A 15,497-nucleotide genomic window follows, 5' to 3' on the forward strand; every position below is an offset into this window, starting at 1 on the left:
CTGACGGTTCGTCAGGAACCTTGCGGTTCCTCCGAGATGGGGGGCCCGGCGGCGACCCCCGCGTCGGCCGGCCGCTCGCGCGCCTCGGCGAGATCCGCCTCCGTCGGGGCGTCGTCCTGCGAGAGGCTGCGCCGCCAGTACCCGGTGAAGTCGACCGCCCGCCGGTCGAACCCGCGCTCCTCGACCAGATGGCGCCGAAGCGCCCGTACGGCACCGGCCTCACCGCCGAGCCAGCCGTGCACCGAGCCCTCCGGGAACACCGCGTCACGTACCGCCCGTACCAACGGCCCCCGTGGCCCGGACGGCGCCCGGCCGCGATGCGGCCAGTGCGCGGTCACGTCCCCCGCCGTCTCGAACCGCTGCTCCTCCGCCGCGTCCACGACCTCGACGAAGACGACCGCGCGGGCCCCGGCGGGCAGCGCCTCCACGATCGTGCCGATCGCGGGGAGCGCCGACTCGTCCCCGGCCAGCAGCATCCAGTCCGCCGTTCCCAGCGGCAGGGGCGTCGCGAAGTACGCGGAGGGGCCGAACATCCCGAGCACGTCGCCCGGTGCGGCCGACCGGGCCCACCGCGTCGCCGGGCCTGCCTCCCCGGGCCCGCCCCCGCTTCCGCCCTCGGTCCCGTCGCCGTCGCCACCGTCCCCATGCAGCACAAAATCGACGCAGATCGTGCCCCGGGACGGGTCGTGCGAGCGGATCGTGTAGCTGCGCGCCCAGGGCCGCTCGGCCTCCGGGATCGCCTGGAAGGCCCCGTACCACCGCATCACGTCCTGCTCCGGGCCCGCCGCCCCGCTCGCGGGCAGCCGGGGGACCCGCTGCCCGGCCCTCGGGAAGTACAGCTTCACCTGCTGGTCGGGGCCGGCCGGGGCGAAATCGGCGAGGTCGGGGCCACCGAAGGTGACCCGGACCATGTGCGGGGAGAGCCGTACGACACCGGTGACCTCGACGGTCCGTACGGGCAGTGCCCGGGGCCCGGTGGCGGGCGGCCTGTCTGCGTTCTCTGTCATACGGGTCACGCTGGCAGCCCGCGCCGACACGCCTCCGACAGCCCGCCGACGCCGGGCCGGTGCCCCCGGTGCGCCCCCGTGGCTACAGGGCGGCCGCGACCGCGTCGAGGAACCGCGCGTGCGCGCGGTGGCTGCACGGCGCTTCCGGGTTCCACGCCACGATCCGCGCCCGCTCCTCCAGGGCACGCCAGGCCGGATGGGACCGCAGACTTTCGCGCGGCGCCGCGTTCACCCGTATGTCGACCAGGACGACATCCGGCTCCAGAGCGGCCGCCTCCGCCCACTCGACCGTGCGCCAGTTGGTGCCCGCGCCCTCCGCCGGATCGATCAGCGACACGCCCAGCTCGGTGAGGTCGCGCAGATCGGGCCAGGTCGACGGCCGCGCCAGGTAGGCCGTCTCGGGTCCCGCCGCGGACAGGGCCAGCACCCGGGGGCCGTCGGCCCGGCCCGTCAGCGTACGTACGGCGGCCTCCGCGCGCGCCAACTCCGCCTCGGCGGGGCCGTGCGGGGCGCGCAGCGCGCGGGCCAGTTCCGTGAACCGGTCCCTGATCCCGCCGAGGGAGCGGTCCTTGCCCACGTCCAGGACCACCACCGGGATCTGCTCCTCCAGGTGTTTGGCCGCCTCGGGGTCGATGCCGTACACCTGACCGCCCCCGTAGCTGACGGCGACCACCAGATCGGGCTCCGCCGCGACCAGCGCGTCCAGATCGACGGCGCTGCCCGCGCCGAAGGAGAGCAGCCCGGCGAGCGGCAGGTCGCCCGCCTTCGCGGGGTCGGGCGCCCCGCCGTCGTGATGGGAGCCGAAGATGCCCAGCGGACGCAGCCCGTGGTCCCACAGCGTCGCGCCGGCCTGTATGTACGCGGCCACCCGCGCAGGGTGACCGGGCGTCACGGTCAGATGGCCACGGTCGTCCGTGAACTCCCAGCTGTTGCTCGAGTCCATGCCTCGCCTCGTTCCGCTCGTGTCGGTGCGATGTTCGGTACAGGACGTCCGTACGGATGTGTGTGCGGTCGCCACCCACTCTCTGCCCATCCGGGAGCCCGCGGACTCCCGCCGTGCCCGCCCGCGTCACGGCTCCGCCCCCGTCGCGGCCCCGGGCACGTGCCCGGCAGGCCGGGGCGGCCGCGGCGTCCGGCGGCCCCCGCGCCCCATGAGGGAGAATGTGTGTTCGGGTGGCGGCGGGAGCAGCCGCCGCCCGTACGCCCGCCGACCCGTCCCCAGGGAGCGTTCCGATGAAACCCGCCGCTCATGTCCGCAAAACCGCCCTGCCCGGCGTCGGTACCCGCTACGACCTCAACACCGAGGCGGGCGCGCACCTCTCGGTCGTCGTGCACCAGGACGGCCGGCGCATCATCTCCTTCCACGACCCGGAGGACGACGACGCCTGCAAGGACGCGGCCGCTCTCGCGCCGTCCGAGGCGACCGCGCTCTCCGCGCTCCTGACGCCCGACCCCGTCGCCCATCTCCACCAGCACCTGGAGATCGACCTGGTCACGGAGCACATCCCGGTCGGCAAGAGGTCCCCGTACGCGGGCCGCACCCTCGGCGCCACCCAGGCCCGCACCCGCACCGGCGCCTCGATCGTCGCCGTCCTGCGCCGTACCGACGCCTTCCCCTCACCCGCCCCCGACTTCCGCTTCGCCCTCGGCGACACGCTCGTCGTCGTCGGGACGCGCGAAGGCGTCGACGCCGTGGCCGAACTGATCACCGGAGGATAGCCAGCCGTGCACGACACCACCCCGCTGCTCATCGAACTCGGCTCCATCATCCTGGGGTTGGGCATCCTCGGCCGGCTCGCCGGACGGATCGGGTTCTCACCCATCCCGCTCTACCTGCTCGCCGGGCTCGCCTTCGGCCACGGCGGCCTGATCCCGCTCGACGCGAGCGAGGAGTTCGTCGCCACGGGCGCGGAGATCGGCGTCATCCTGCTGCTGCTCCTGCTGGGCCTGGAGTACAGCGCCTCGGAACTGGTCACCAACCTCAAGACCCAGTACCCCTCGGGGATCGTCGACCTGGTCCTGAACGCCGTGCCCGGCGCCGTCGCCGCGCTGCTCCTCGGCTGGGGCCCGGTCGCCGCCGTCGCGCTGGCCGGCGTCACCTGGATCTCGTCCTCGGGCGTCATCGCCAAGGTCCTCGGTGACCTCGGCAGGCTCGGCAACCGTGAGACACCCGTCATCCTCGGCGTGCTGGTCATCGAGGACCTCGCGATGGCCGTCTATCTCCCCCTGCTGACGGCCCTGTTGGCCGGACTGAGCCTGGCGAGTGGCTCCGTCACCCTGCTGATCTCGCTCGGCACGGTCGGCGCGGTCCTCTATCTGGCCCTGCGCCACGGCCGATTGATCAGCCGGGCCGTCTCCTCCGACAACCCGGAGATGCTGCTCCTCGTGGTCCTCGGCCTGACCGTCCTGGTCGCCGGGATCGCCCAGGAGCTTCAAGTCTCCGCCGCCGTGGGGGCGTTCCTCGTCGGGATCGCCCTGTCCGGAGAGGTCGCGAAGGGCGCGCACCACCTGCTGGCGCCGCTGCGCGACCTGTTCGCCGCGGTCTTCTTCGTCTTCTTCGGCCTGAACACCGACCCGGCCGCCATCCCGCCCGTACTGCTCACGGCCCTCGTCCTGGCGCTGGTCACCACCGCGACGAAGATCGGCACCGGCTGGTACGCGGCACGCCGCGCCGGGGTGCGGACGGCGGGCCGCTGGCGCACCGGCGGCACGCTGGTGGCGCGCGGCGAGTTCTCCATCGTCATCGCCGGGCTCGCGGTCGGCGCGGAGCCCCGCATCGGTCCGCTGGCGACGGCCTACGTCCTCATCCTGGTGATCCTCGGCCCGCTGGCGGCCCGTTGGACGGAACCGCTGGTACGCCGGGTGACCCGGGGGCGCAAGCCGAAGGACGCGGCGCGGGTGCCGGGGGCCGTCACGGCACCCGAGGCACCGGAGGAGAGCGGCGGGGTACGGGGCGCGGCCTAGGGGCCTGACAGACCCTAGGGCCTGTCAGGGCCCGCGAAGATCCGCCGGACAGGCCCTGGCCCCCCGTACCCCACCGCGTCCGTCACACCCGTCCTCAGACCCCGACGCCGAAGTCCGACGCGATCCCGGCGAGGCCGCTGGCGTACCCCTGGCCGACCGCGCGGAACTTCCACTCCGCGCCGTTGCGGTACAACTCACCGAAGATCATGGCGGTTTCGGTGGCCGCGTCCTCGCTGAGGTCGTAGCGGGCCAGCTCCGCGCCGCCCGCCTGGTTGACCACCCGGATGAACGCGTTGCGGACCTGGCCGAAGCTCTGCCCGCGGTTCTCGGCGTCATGGATCGACACCGGGAAGACGATCTTGGTGACGTCGGCGGGCACGGCCGCCAGATTCACCTTGATGGCCTCGTCGTCGCCCTCGCCCTCACCGGTGAGGTTGTCCCCGGTGTGCTCCACGGACCCGTCGGGGCTGGTGAGGTTGTTGTAGAAGACGAACTGCTGGTCCGAGCCGACCTTGCCCGAGTCGCCGACCAGAATGGCGCTGGCGTCCAGGTCGTAGTCGGTGCCGGTGGTCGTCCGTACGTCCCAGCCGAGGCCGACCAGGACGGCTGTCAGCCCCGGCGCCTCCTTGCTGAGCGAGACATTGCCGCCTTTGGACAGGGAAACTCCCACGCTGCTCCTCCTGAGCTGTTCCTGAGCCGTGTTGGTGCCGTAGCGAAAATCTACAACAGTGTAGAAACATTGGGGAGCCTCATGGCGGGCCGGCCCGATCCGGTCGGCCCGCGTCACGTGTCACCACGGCTCACGTATCAACCGCGGCCGACCCGGGTCGGCTCCCGCCGGCCCGTGGCCGAACCACCCGCCGTCCGCGTGATGTTGCGCGCCATCCCGCCGAACACCGTGGCGTGGAAGGGCGAGATGCTCCACCAGTACGCGTGCCCCAGCAGCCCCTGCGGATGGAACAGCGCCCGCTGCCGGTACACCGTCACGCCCTTCTCGTCGCGGTCCGCGCGCAGTTCGAGCCAGGCCAGCCCCGGCAGCCGCATCTCGGCCCGCAGCCGCAGCAGCCGCCCCGGCTCGATCTCCTCCACGCGCCAGAAGTCCAGCGAGTCACCCACCCGCAGGTGCTGCGCGTCCCGCCGGCCCCGGCGCAGCCCCACCCCGCCGACGAGCCGGTCGAGGCGGCCCCGTACCGCCCAGGCCAGGGGGAACGAGTACCACCCGTTCTCCCCGCCGATGCCCTCGATGACCCGCCACAGCGACTCCCGGGGCGCGTCCACGGTCAGCTCGCGCTCGTCCGTGTAGAGGCTGCCGCCGGCCCAGTCCGGGTCGGTGGGCAGCGGGTCGCTCGGGGCGCCGGCCACCGAGGCGGACGTCCAGCGGGTGGACACCTGCGCCTCCTGGATGCGGCGCAGCGCCAGCTCGGCGGACCGGTCGAAGGTGAGTGGTCCGCCGGGCGGATCGGGGACGTACCGCGCGATGTCCCTCTCGTGGCACACGACTTCGTGCCGCAGCGACTCGGCCAGGGGCCGGGCGATGGACGCCGGGACCGGGGTCACCAGGCCGACCCAGTGGCTCGACAGGCGCGGGGTCAGCACCGGTACGGGCACGATGAGGCGCCGGGGGAGTCCGGCGACGGCCGCGTAGCGCTGCATCATGTCCCGGTACGTGAGGACGTCGGCGCCGCCGATGTCGAACGCCCGGCTGACGTCGTCGGGCAGGCGCGCGCACCCGACGAGGTAGCGCAGCACGTCCCGTACGGCGATGGGCTGGAGGGACGTCCGCACCCAGCTCGGCGTCACCATCACGGGCAGCCGCTCCGTGAGGTAGCGGAGCATCTCGAACGAGGCCGAGCCCGAGCCGATGATGACCGCGGCGCGCAGGACGGCGGTCGGCACCCCGGAGTCCAGCAGGATACGGCCGACCTCGGCGCGCGAGCGCAGGTGCGGCGACAGCTCGCCCTCGGGCACGCCGGCGGGGGTGAGCCCGCCCAGATAGACGATCCGCCGCACGCCCGCGGCCTTCGCCCGGTCGGCGAACGTGCGGGCGGCGCGGCGGTCGGTGGCGGCGAAGTCCCGGCCGGTGCCGAGCGCGTGCACGAGGTAGTACGCGACGTCGATGCCCCGGAGGGCCGCCCCGAGGGACTCGGGGTCGGTGACATCGCCCCGTACGATCTCCGCCCGCCCCGCCCAGGGGTGGTCGCGCAGCTTGTCCGGGGTCCGGGCCAGGCAGCGCACCGTGTGTCCGGCGCCGAGCAGCTCGGGGACCAGCCGGCCGCCGATGTAGCCGGTGGCGCCGGTCACGAGGCAGCGCAGGCCTGGCGCCGCCGGTCCCTGGTTCTCGTCCTGATCAGATACGTCCCTCATAGGGTGAGCGTGTGCCCCGAAGCGGCGATCAGCAACGCGGCGTGCGCCGACCGGCGGTGGCCGGCCCCCTCATCCTTCCGCGCATCCTTCCGCGCCGTCACCGGCCCCCTCCCCCTTCCGCGCCGTCACACCTTCCGGTACGAGTACGCCTCGGCGGCGGCCGCCTCCACCGCGTCCAGGTCCCCGCCCGCGGACGAGGTGACCACGGCGGCCACCGCGCCCTCCACGAACGGCGCGTCCAGGAGCCGTGTCCCTTCGGGCAGCTCGTCACCCTCGGCGAGCAGCGCCTTCACGGTCAGTACGGAGCTGCCGAGGTCCGCCAGGATCGCGACGCCGGAGCCCCGGTCCACCCGCGCCGCCGCCGCGGATATGAGCTCCGAGCTGGTGCCCAGCTCGCCGCCCGGAGTGCCGCCCGCACCGGCGACCGGGGCGAGGGGGCCGCCGCCCGCCAGGCCCCGGGCCAGTTCCGCGACGGAATCGGCGACGCTCGCGCTGTGCGACACCAGCACGATCCCCACCGGCTTCTCGATGCTCATGCCGTCGCCTCCAGCGTCTCGGCGAGGGCCGCGAGGAGCAGGGCGGAGGACGTGGCCCCCGGGTCCTGGTGGCCGACGCTCCGTTCGCCCAGGTAACTCGCCCGGCCCTTGCGCGCCTGGAGCGGCACGGTCGCCAGCGCTCCGGCCTCCGCCGCCTCCGCGCCCGCGGCGAACGACGTACCGAGTGCCTCCACCGCGGGCTCCAGCGCGTCCAGCATCGTCTTGTCCCCGGCCTTCGCCCCGCCCAGCTGCGCCACCGCCGCCACCCCGGCGGCCAGCGCCTCGGTGAACTGCGCGGGCGTGACCTCGGCCGCGTCGCCCAGCGCCTTGCCCGTACGGCGCAGCAGCGTGCCGTACAGCGGCCCCGAGGCGCCGCCCACCGTGGAGATCAGCTGCCGTCCCGCCAGAGTCAGCACGGCGCCGGGCGCCAGCGGCCCCTCCTTCTCCAGGGTGGCCGTGACGGCCCGGAAACCGCGCTGGAGGTTCGCGCCGTGGTCGGCGTCACCGATGGCCGAGTCCAGCTCGGTGAGCCGGTCGGCCTCGCGCTCCACCGCCGCGCCCGCGGTCGTCAGCCAGCGGCGGAAGAAGTCGCCGTCGAGGGTGCGGCCGGATTCCTGATCGGACATGTGAACTCCTCGCGCGCGCGTCGCGTCCGTGAACGCCTTGCCCCGAACCTATCGGCCTGCCGGAAAGTCCCCGGCGGACGGCCCGGGCCACCTCTCACTCCTCCCTCACCGGCCCCAGCGGAGGCCGGCGGTCTCGACCGGCGCGTCGTACAGGCGCAGCAGCTCGCCGTCGACCTGGCAGAGGGTCACGGAGCAGCCGGCCATGTCCAGCGAGGTCACGTAGTTCCCGACGAGGGTGCGGGCCACGGTGACGTTCCGCTCGGCGAGCACCCGCTGGACCTCCGCGTTGAAGCCGTACAGCTCCAGCAGCGGGGTTGCGCCCATGCCGTTCACCAGGGCCAGTACGGGCCCCTTGGGCCGCAGGTCCTCCAGGACCGCGTCCACGGCGAAGTCGGCGATCTCGCGGGACGTCATCATCGCGCGCCGCTCGCGCCCAGGCTCTCCGTGGATGCCGATGCCGAGCTCCAGCTCGCCGTCGGGCAGGTCGAAGGTGGGGGTGCCCTTGGCGGGCGTGGTGACCGCGCTCAGGGCGACGCCGAAGGTACGCGCGCTCTCGTTCACCTGCCGGGCGATCGCCTCGACCCGGTCCAGGGGCGCCCCCTCCTCGGCGGCGGCGCCGGCCAGCTTCTCGACGAACAGCGTGGCGCCCGTACCGCGCCGCCCCGCGGTGAAGAGGCTGTCGGTCACCGCCACGTCGTCGTTGACCAGGACTTTCGCGATCCTGATGCCCTCTTCTTCGGCCAGCTCGGCGGCCATGTCGAAGTTCAGCACGTCACCGGTGTAGTTCTTCACGATGAACAGCACCCCGGCCCCGCTGTCGACGGCCGCGGCCGCCCGGACCATCTGGTCGGGCACGGGGGAGGTGAAGACCTCACCGGGACAGGCGGCGGACAGCATTCCCGGCCCGACGAATCCCCCGTGCAGGGGCTCATGCCCGGACCCTCCGCCGGACACCAGCCCCACCTTCCCGGCGACGGGCGCGTCTCCCCGCACGATGACGCGATTCTCGACATCCACGGTCAGCTCGGGATGCGCCGCCGCCATCCCGCGAAGAGCATCGGCGACCACGGTCTCGGGCACGTTGATCAACATCTTCATGTGATCCTCCTACCAAGGTGAGCGGCTGTTTCTCTGACCGGAATACTTGCAGGTCACACCCCACAAGCCCAGTATTTCGATCTTGGCGGTCCCAGGCACTCCTGCTGCCACCGCAGACACCGCACCCGGTGATGACGCGGCTCAACCATTATCGATCCAACGCCCCCGTACGGCACGACCTGGAACCAACGAACCACCGTCCCGCCCCTTGGTGTCGCCTCCCGGAACCGCGTGACTTCGCCTGGGCGACCTCGGAACCGGCAGCCCCCGCTCTCGGGCGGGGGAGTACGCATGTGCCCCCGGGGCGCCATCAATGTGGACGGAACACCCCCGCTCGCACGGGAAGAACCCCGAACGGGACGGCTGTCGTCGTCTGGGACTGGAACACCCCCGCTCGCGCGGGAAGAACTCGACGCGCGGGATGGCGGTGGAGTCGGCCATCGGAACACCCCCGCTCGCGCGGGAAGAACGAGGCGTAGTGGAATCCGGTCAGGGTCAGCGCCGGAACACCCCCGCTCGCGCGGGAAGAACGTCGTAGGGTTGCAGGGCCACTGGGCGGGGTCCGGAACACCCCCGCTCGCGCGGGAAGAACCAGAACTGCTGCCCCGCTCATTGGCCACCGGTCGGAACACCCCCGCTCGCGCGGGAAGAACGCGGTCACGGTCTCGCGGAACATGTGGTGCTCCGGAACACCCCCCGCTCGCGCGGGAAGAACCCACTGTCTGACGGGGGGAAACCCCGGGTACGCGGAACACCCCCGCTCGCGCGGGAAGAACGTGCGCGCCGCGTACTTCAACGAAGGGGACTCCGGAACACCCCCGCTCGCGCGGGAAGAACGGCGGCCATGCGGCGGAAGCGCTCCAGTGCGGCGGAACACCCCCGCTCGCGCGGGAAGAACCGCCCGATAAGATTCGTCTTCAAGGTGATCCACGGAACACCCCCGCTCGCGCGGGAAGAACAGACGGCGAGGGTTGTCGCGGAAGCCGGACGTCGGAACACCCCCGCTCGCGCGGGAAGAACCGGGGTCAGGAACGCGTCGTCTGCGATGGTGGCGGAACACCCCCGCTCGCGCGGGAAGAGCTCCATCGCGTTGGTCAGAGTGAACGCGGGCTGCGGAACACCCCCGCTCGCGCGGGAAGAACGGCCTGTACCGGTCGTCCTACACAGTGCATCACGGAACACCCCCGCTCGCGCGGGAAGAACGCCTTCGCCCTGGACCACGCGCCCGGCTTCGACGGAACACCCCCGCTCGCGCGGGAAGAACGGGCGGTGGCCACAGGCGAGGTCGGCGGCGGCCGGAACACCCCCGCTCGCGCGGGAAGAACGAGACGGGCCAGTCAAGGATGAGCAGCCCACCCGGAACACCCCCGCTCGCGCGGGAAGAACACGTGGCGGCCGAAGTTCGGCGGGTGCGAATGCGGAACACCCCCGCTCGCGCGGGAAGAACCCCACGTCGACCCCGACCGTGAAGAGCCTCGCCGGAACACCCCCGCTCGCGCGGGAAGAACACCGGCTCCCCGGAAGCGGCCGGGGCGGTGGCCGGAACACCCCCGCTCGCGCGGGAAGAACTCCCGCTCGGTGAGGTCGACCATGCTCGCGAGCGGAACACCCCCGCTCGCGCGGGAAGAACGTCATGCCGGGGTACTCGCTCATCACCGCCGACGGAACACCCCCGCTCGCGCGGGAAGAACGGGATCTGTGGTCAGGAGTGTTGGTTGAGGAGCGGAACACCCCCGCTCGCGCGGGAAGAACGCGCGCTTGCCGAAGTAGCCCCCGCCGGCCGGCGGAACACCCCCGCTCGCGCGGGAAGAACATCATCTGCCGAAACCCCGGGATGCTCGCGTTCGGAACACCCCCGCTCGCGCGGGAAGAACGGCTCCTCGCCAAGTCCCTCGCCGACGGGCACTGGAACACCCCCGCTCGCGCGGGAAGAGCTCCAGGCTGACCCCGCGCGGTGCGCCTTCCCGCGGAACACCCCCGCTCGCGCGGGAAGAACTCCGCGAACTTCCCGAGGATCGAGGTAGCGCGCGGAACACCCCCGCTCGCGCGGGAAGAACTTCTCCGTCGCGGCCACCGAGGCGCCCAGCTGCGGAACACCCCCGCTCGCGCGGGAAGAACGGTGGCGTACGGCTGGCCGGTCACCGTGGCGACGGAACACCCCCGCTCGCGCGGGAAGAACGGCCTGGAGAAGGTCACCACCGAGTGGGTGGCCGGAACACCCCCGCTCGCGCGGGAAGAACTCATTACGCGGACTCCTCGTCGGCGGGGAGGGCGGAACACCCCCGCTCGCGCGGGAAGAACAAGTACCTGCTGGGGCTCCTCCTGGCAGAGATCGGAACACCCCCGCTCGCGCGGGAAGAACCCTTCTTGACCTGTGGCTTCAGGAGGGCTTTGCCATTTCTTTGCTTAGGTTTGTTCGCATCAGGACATCGTGTCAGACCTCAGCGCGCACCACTCCCGTCTTGGGTAGTTGGTGTTCGGCAGGCGGGCCCCTGGGGCTCTGTGGGCCCCTGATCAGTTCAGATGCTGCCCAGGGTCTTTGGCGAGGGGCGGGACCCGCGTGTCCGCTCGTTTGCTGTGGTGGTTGCGGAGACGCGGCCTGTGGAGCGCTGTCGTGAGGCCGCTTGGGCCGGGGGCGGATGTTCGCGGCGTTCAGTGCCGAGCTCGGCTTCGGAGGTCTTGGCGGGGTGGTGGCGATCACGGGCGATCCGCTCTTGATTCCCGTGCGGACGGATTCCCGTAAGTGCCGGGTGGTGCTCGGTGCTCGTTGTCGGTGCCGTATCTGCCGATGCTGGTGATCACGAACCGGGTCAGGTCGAACGCGTTGCGTCGCGTCGAGCCGGGTTGGGTTGGGTTGGGTTGTTGGGTTGTTGGGTTGTTGGGTTGATTGGGTGGACCTTGCGCCTTGGCAACTGGGCGCGGCGCCCGTGGCTTTGGGCGGGCATCTTCCCGCGTCGAGGGTCGTCGAGGGTCGTCGCGGGCTACCGTGGTCCGGAGTTGTCGGAGGAGTCGGGGGTTGTGGCGTGATTGATCCGCTGTCGGTGTCGGCGGTAGTGGCGTTTCTCGGGGCGGTCGGCGCGGGGATGGCGAACGAGTACGGGCGGCGGCTGAACGAGGCTGTCGGCGGGATGGTGGCCCGGGTCGCGGGGCGGGAGGTCACGGCTCCGGGCGGGCCGGCGGATCGGGAGGCCGTTGCCCGGGTCCTGGTGGCGGAGGCCCGGCGCGATCCGGGGCAGGCCCGGCTGCTGGGGTCGTTGATGAGCGGGCTGCCGGATCCCCGTACCGCGCAAGGGCCGGCCCCTCAGTCGCTGCGGGCACCGGTCCGGTTCTTCACCGACCGCAGGGAAGCGCTGGCGCGGTTGCGCAAGGAGGCGGAGCGGAAGGCGGACGGCCGGCCGCGTGTGGCGGTCGTGTTCGGTGCCCCGGGCTACGGCAGCAGTGAGATCCCCGCCTACTTCGGCGCCCAGGAGTCCAAGCTCTACCCCGACGGCACGTTGTACGCCGATCTGCGTGGCGCGTCGGCCGGTACGGCCCCGACCGCGTCGGTCCTGTTGCGGGACTTCCTCCTGAAACTGCACGTGGCGGCGGAGCACATCCCACCCGCCACGGAGGACCGGGCCGAATACTTCCGTACGCTCCTGGGCTCTCGGCGCTTACTCGTGGTCCTCGACCATGCCCAGTCCGCCGCCCAGGTCCGACCTCTGATCACCGGAGCCCCCGGCGTGTTCACGATCGTGGTGGCCGCACGTCCGCTGACCGGTCTGGACGCGGTGCCGGTCCCGGTGGGGCCGTTGGCGGACCGGGACGCGCGGCTGCTGCTCGGCGAGCTGGTGAGCAAGCAGACGTTGGCGGCCGCCCGTGCCACGCTTCCGGCGGTGCTGGAACGGTGCGCCGGGTCGCCGTTCGCGCTCCGCGCCATGGCCCCGTATCTCGCGGCTCCGCCTCCCGTGCCTGTCGCCGACGCGGCTGCCGACGGGGATCCGCTCCGGTCGGTCACCGAGCAGTTGTACCGGCAGTTGTCGCCCGAGCTGGCCCGCCTGTACCGCATGGCCTCGCTACGGCCCTGGCCCGCCATGACCGCCGCGCCGGTCGCCGCCGCGGCGGGGGTGAGTGAGCAGGAGGCGGCCCGCATGCTGGCGGAGCTGGCCGAGCGGCAGCTGCTGGAGGAACTCGCCGACGTCAGATACCGCTTCCGCCCCGCCATTCGCGCGCACGCGCTCGAAGCCGCCGCCCGGGAGGACGGGCTCGCGCGATGCGCCGCCGCGGTGGCCAGGACCGTGGAGTACTACGTACGCCTCGCCGTCCGGGTCGACTTCGCGGCGCTGCGCGAACGCCCGCACGTCGACCCGCTCTTCGACGAACTGGGTCCGGGCGAGTACGAGGACGAGGGCGCCGCGATCGCCGCGTTGACCGCCGAGTTGGGCAACCTGGTGGAAAGCGTGCTGGCGGCCGAGGAGTTCGGGGACTTCGGCACCGCCTGCCGCGGAACCGAGGCGTTGTGGGCCGTACAGCTCAAGGCCGGCCGCCACGAGGCCGTGCTGCCCGCGCTGCGCGCCGGGACCCGCGCCGCCGAAGCGCGTTTCCCCGGCACGGAGATGGCGGGCCGGATGCACACCCAACTGGCTTTCGCGCTGATGGAGACACCGAGTTGGTACGGCGAGGCCGAACGGGAACTGGAGGCGGCGGCCGCAGCGGAGGAACGGGCCGGCCACCTCAGGGGCCAGGCCACCGTGATCGAGTCGCTGGGTCTGCTGCGGCTGCGTCAATGGCGGTTCGCCGCCGCCCTGGAGTCGTTCGACGCCGCGGGCCGGTTGCTGGACGGCATCGCCGCCACGGACCGGGACGCGAAGCACCTGCCCCGGGCGCGTGCCCTGCTGGAACGCCACCGTGGTCGGGCCCTGCGCGGTCTCGGCCGGTTCGCGCCGGCCAGGCAACGGCTCGCTGCCGCGCTGGAGTTCTTCCGCGCCCCGGCCACCGCCGAGCCGTACAACGAGGCCCGGGTGCTGACCGATCAGGCGGAGACCGAGCGCGACGCGGGCGACTACGCCGCCGCCCTACGGCTGGTCGAGGAGGCTGCCGCGATCCTCGGCGCCCAGAAGGCCACCGGTCACCTGGACTCCCTCGACCTGATCCGCCGGGAGTGCCTGGCCGGTCAGGCGTGATCGGATCCGGTGTTCGGCCGCCCCCGTGCGGACGATGATGCCGCCCGTCGCGTCGGACGCGCCGGTGGCCAGGTGGGCGAGGAACGCTGACGCGTACAGGGCCGGATCGGCGTCGGGACGGGCGGTGAGTTCGCCCGTCGGACCGTCGCGGTGCCGGACCGTACAGGCATCGGGACCCATGACGTACGCGGCCAGTGAGCAGCCCGGGTATCGGTCGAGGACCTCGGCCGCCCACTGCTGCGGTGTGCCGAGGCGGGGGTCGTACGGGTCGCCGTGGCGCCAGATGACGTCGGCGAGATCCAGCATGCCGGGATCGAGGGTGTCCTCGTGCACGGCCAGATGGCCGTCACCCGGGCCGCCGGGCTCGGCGACGGGCTCGGAGAAGCGGCGGACCTCGATCACGCCGTCGTCGCGGACCCGGGTGATGACGCGTAGGGGCGCAGTGTGCGGGGCGGGTGCGTAGGGAGGCAGGGGCAGCGGGTCGAGCAGCGCGGGCCCGGGGGGTTGCGGGATGCCGATCAGGCCGTAGAACAGCTCCCTCAGCAGCGCCGCCGACCGGCCCGGCGCCGACGTGGTCATCTCGGCCGGTGCTGTGAGCGGCCGGTGAGTGGCCAGTTGGTGTTCCACCTGCGGAAGCAGCGGCGCGTACGGGTCGAGCCGGGGAGCGGTACGGACGAACTCGGCGACGGGCGAGGTGGGCCCGAGGCCGTCCAGGGACGCTGACCCGAGCAGGACGGGGGTGCCTTGGGCCGCGGCGTAGTAACTGACCGAGCCGAAGTCACCGATCACCAGATCCGCCGCGATCAGGGCCTGCCGCCAGCCGTCCAGCGGATCCACCAGCGCCAGACCCGCCCGTGCGGCCCGGTCCAGCCACAGCCGCACCTGCCCGGGGCCGTGCGCGGCCCAGATGTTCGGGTGGAGCACGGCCGCGGTCCGGTACTCGTCCACGGGCAGGTCCGACGCCAACTTTCGCAGCAGCAGGGGCAGTACGTCGTCGGATCCACGGTCCCCGAACAACGAGTCGGGATTCCAGGTGGAGTTCAGCAGCACCAGACGCTGGCCCGGCCGCACCCCCAGCGCCCTGCGGTACCGCTCCCGGTGGTGCCGGGCCGCCAGAATCCGGTCGAAGCACGGGTCGCCACCGAGCACCGCCGCCGGAACGGCCTCAGGACAGGCGGCGCCCAACCGCTCGATCTGCTCGGGATGCGAGAACACCATCGCGTCCGCCAGCGGCACGCCGTCGGCCAACACCCATTCCGGAGCCAGCCCGAACAGCGGATCGCCGAGCGAGGGACTCCCGGTCGTCGGCCGGAGCGTCTTATTGTATCCAATTCCATGTGAAACGATGACTAACTGCCCACGGATCTCGGCAAGTTGACCACCGAGACTCGCCGAGATGGCGAGGTCCACCGGCGTACTCACGGCTTGTTCCCAGGGCAGCACCGGCACGCCGACCGAGTCGAGCAGTTCCGTTACGCCGCTCTGGAAGGGCGACGAACCCGTGCACGTCGCGAGCAGCTGAACACGCAGATCGTCCCGGAAGAGGGGGAGCACGTCGAGGAGGCGGGTCGCGGCCGTGACGTTGTGCACGACCAGCAGCACACGCCGGCAGCGCCCCCGAGTGGCCCATCGGCTCGCTTCGTCCCCCACCGGCACCCGTACCCACTCCCGCGAGCGTTCCGCCACCGGCCCCACCCCCTTCGCCCCGCTCCCAAGCCGCGTCTCCAACCTATCCGTTGG

At 72.6% G+C, this 15,497-nt stretch carries 11 protein-coding genes and 1 CRISPR repeat array; of the genes, 3 read left to right on the forward strand and 8 right to left on the reverse strand.

The features are described from left to right. Window positions 1-11 precede the first annotated feature (11 nt). Together ACIO1C_RS11890 and ACIO1C_RS11895 are read right to left on the reverse strand one after the other, a co-directional pair. A complete protein-coding gene (locus ACIO1C_RS11890) occupies window positions 12-1,007 on the reverse strand; it encodes a siderophore-interacting protein (protein ID WP_401861473.1) in 996 nt (331 codons plus the stop codon). Window positions 1,008-1,089: 82 nt separating this feature from the next. After that, complete coding sequence (locus tag ACIO1C_RS11895; RefSeq protein WP_401861476.1) at window positions 1,090-1,950, reverse strand: ABC transporter substrate-binding protein; 861 nt, start codon at window positions 1,948-1,950, stop codon at window positions 1,090-1,092. A gap of 290 nt (window positions 1,951-2,240) precedes the next feature. On the opposite strand from ACIO1C_RS11895, the gene ACIO1C_RS11900 reads away from it, so the two are divergent. After that, window positions 2,241-2,726 carry a TrkA C-terminal domain-containing protein gene (locus tag ACIO1C_RS11900; protein ID WP_327238118.1) on the forward strand — a complete coding sequence of 162 codons (486 nt, stop codon included), beginning with the start codon at window positions 2,241-2,243 and terminating at the stop codon, window positions 2,724-2,726. Between the two features lie 6 nt (window positions 2,727-2,732). After that, entirely contained in the window at window positions 2,733-3,971 is a 1,239-nt protein-coding gene (locus tag ACIO1C_RS11905; protein WP_401861479.1) for a cation:proton antiporter, read from the forward strand. Between the two features lie 94 nt (window positions 3,972-4,065). On the opposite strand, the gene ACIO1C_RS11910 is transcribed toward ACIO1C_RS11905, so the two are convergent. The 5 genes from ACIO1C_RS11910 to dhaK all read right to left on the reverse strand — a co-directional run bounded on the left by ACIO1C_RS11910 (window position 4,066) and on the right by dhaK (window position 8,595). Beyond that, complete coding sequence (locus ACIO1C_RS11910; RefSeq protein ID WP_327238120.1) at window positions 4,066-4,641, reverse strand: TerD family protein; 576 nt, start codon at window positions 4,639-4,641, stop codon at window positions 4,066-4,068. A 137-nt stretch (window positions 4,642-4,778) separates the two neighbouring features. After that, window positions 4,779-6,335 carry an SDR family oxidoreductase gene (locus ACIO1C_RS11915; RefSeq protein ID WP_401861481.1) on the reverse strand — a complete coding sequence of 519 codons (1,557 nt, stop codon included), beginning with the start codon at window positions 6,333-6,335 and terminating at the stop codon, window positions 4,779-4,781. A gap of 125 nt (window positions 6,336-6,460) precedes the next feature. After that, on the reverse strand, window positions 6,461-6,871 hold the full coding sequence (locus tag ACIO1C_RS11920) for a PTS-dependent dihydroxyacetone kinase phosphotransferase subunit DhaM (RefSeq protein WP_401861484.1): 411 nt from the start codon (window positions 6,869-6,871) through the stop codon (window positions 6,461-6,463). Further along, window positions 6,868-7,497, reverse strand: coding sequence for a dihydroxyacetone kinase subunit DhaL (gene dhaL, locus ACIO1C_RS11925; RefSeq protein WP_401861486.1), 630 nt, complete (start codon window positions 7,495-7,497; stop codon window positions 6,868-6,870). Before dhaL ends, ACIO1C_RS11920 begins: the two co-directional genes overlap by 4 nt. A 105-nt stretch (window positions 7,498-7,602) precedes the next feature. Further along, entirely contained in the window at window positions 7,603-8,595 is a 993-nt protein-coding gene (dhaK, locus tag ACIO1C_RS11930; RefSeq protein WP_401861489.1) for a dihydroxyacetone kinase subunit DhaK, read from the reverse strand. Between the two features lie 320 nt (window positions 8,596-8,915). Next, window positions 8,916-10,957: a CRISPR direct-repeat array (repeat unit 29 nt; unit sequence CGGAACACCCCCGCTCGCGCGGGAAGAAC). Between the two features lie 661 nt (window positions 10,958-11,618). Here dhaK and ACIO1C_RS11935 point away from each other — a divergent pair. Further along, entirely contained in the window at window positions 11,619-13,757 is a 2,139-nt protein-coding gene (locus ACIO1C_RS11935) for a tetratricopeptide repeat protein (RefSeq protein ID WP_401861492.1), read from the forward strand. On the opposite strand, the gene ACIO1C_RS11940 is transcribed toward ACIO1C_RS11935, so the two are convergent. Continuing rightward, window positions 13,650-15,443: a hypothetical protein gene (locus ACIO1C_RS11940; RefSeq protein WP_401861494.1), complete on the reverse strand. Its 1,794-nt coding sequence runs from the start codon at window positions 15,441-15,443 to the stop codon at window positions 13,650-13,652. The two genes, ACIO1C_RS11935 and ACIO1C_RS11940, sit on opposite strands and share 108 nt — an antisense overlap. Window positions 15,444-15,497: the final 54 nt, after the last annotated feature.

This window comes from Streptomyces sp. NPDC087420 (assembly GCF_044744165.1).
Lineage (GTDB): Bacteria > Actinomycetota > Actinomycetes > Streptomycetales > Streptomycetaceae > Streptomyces.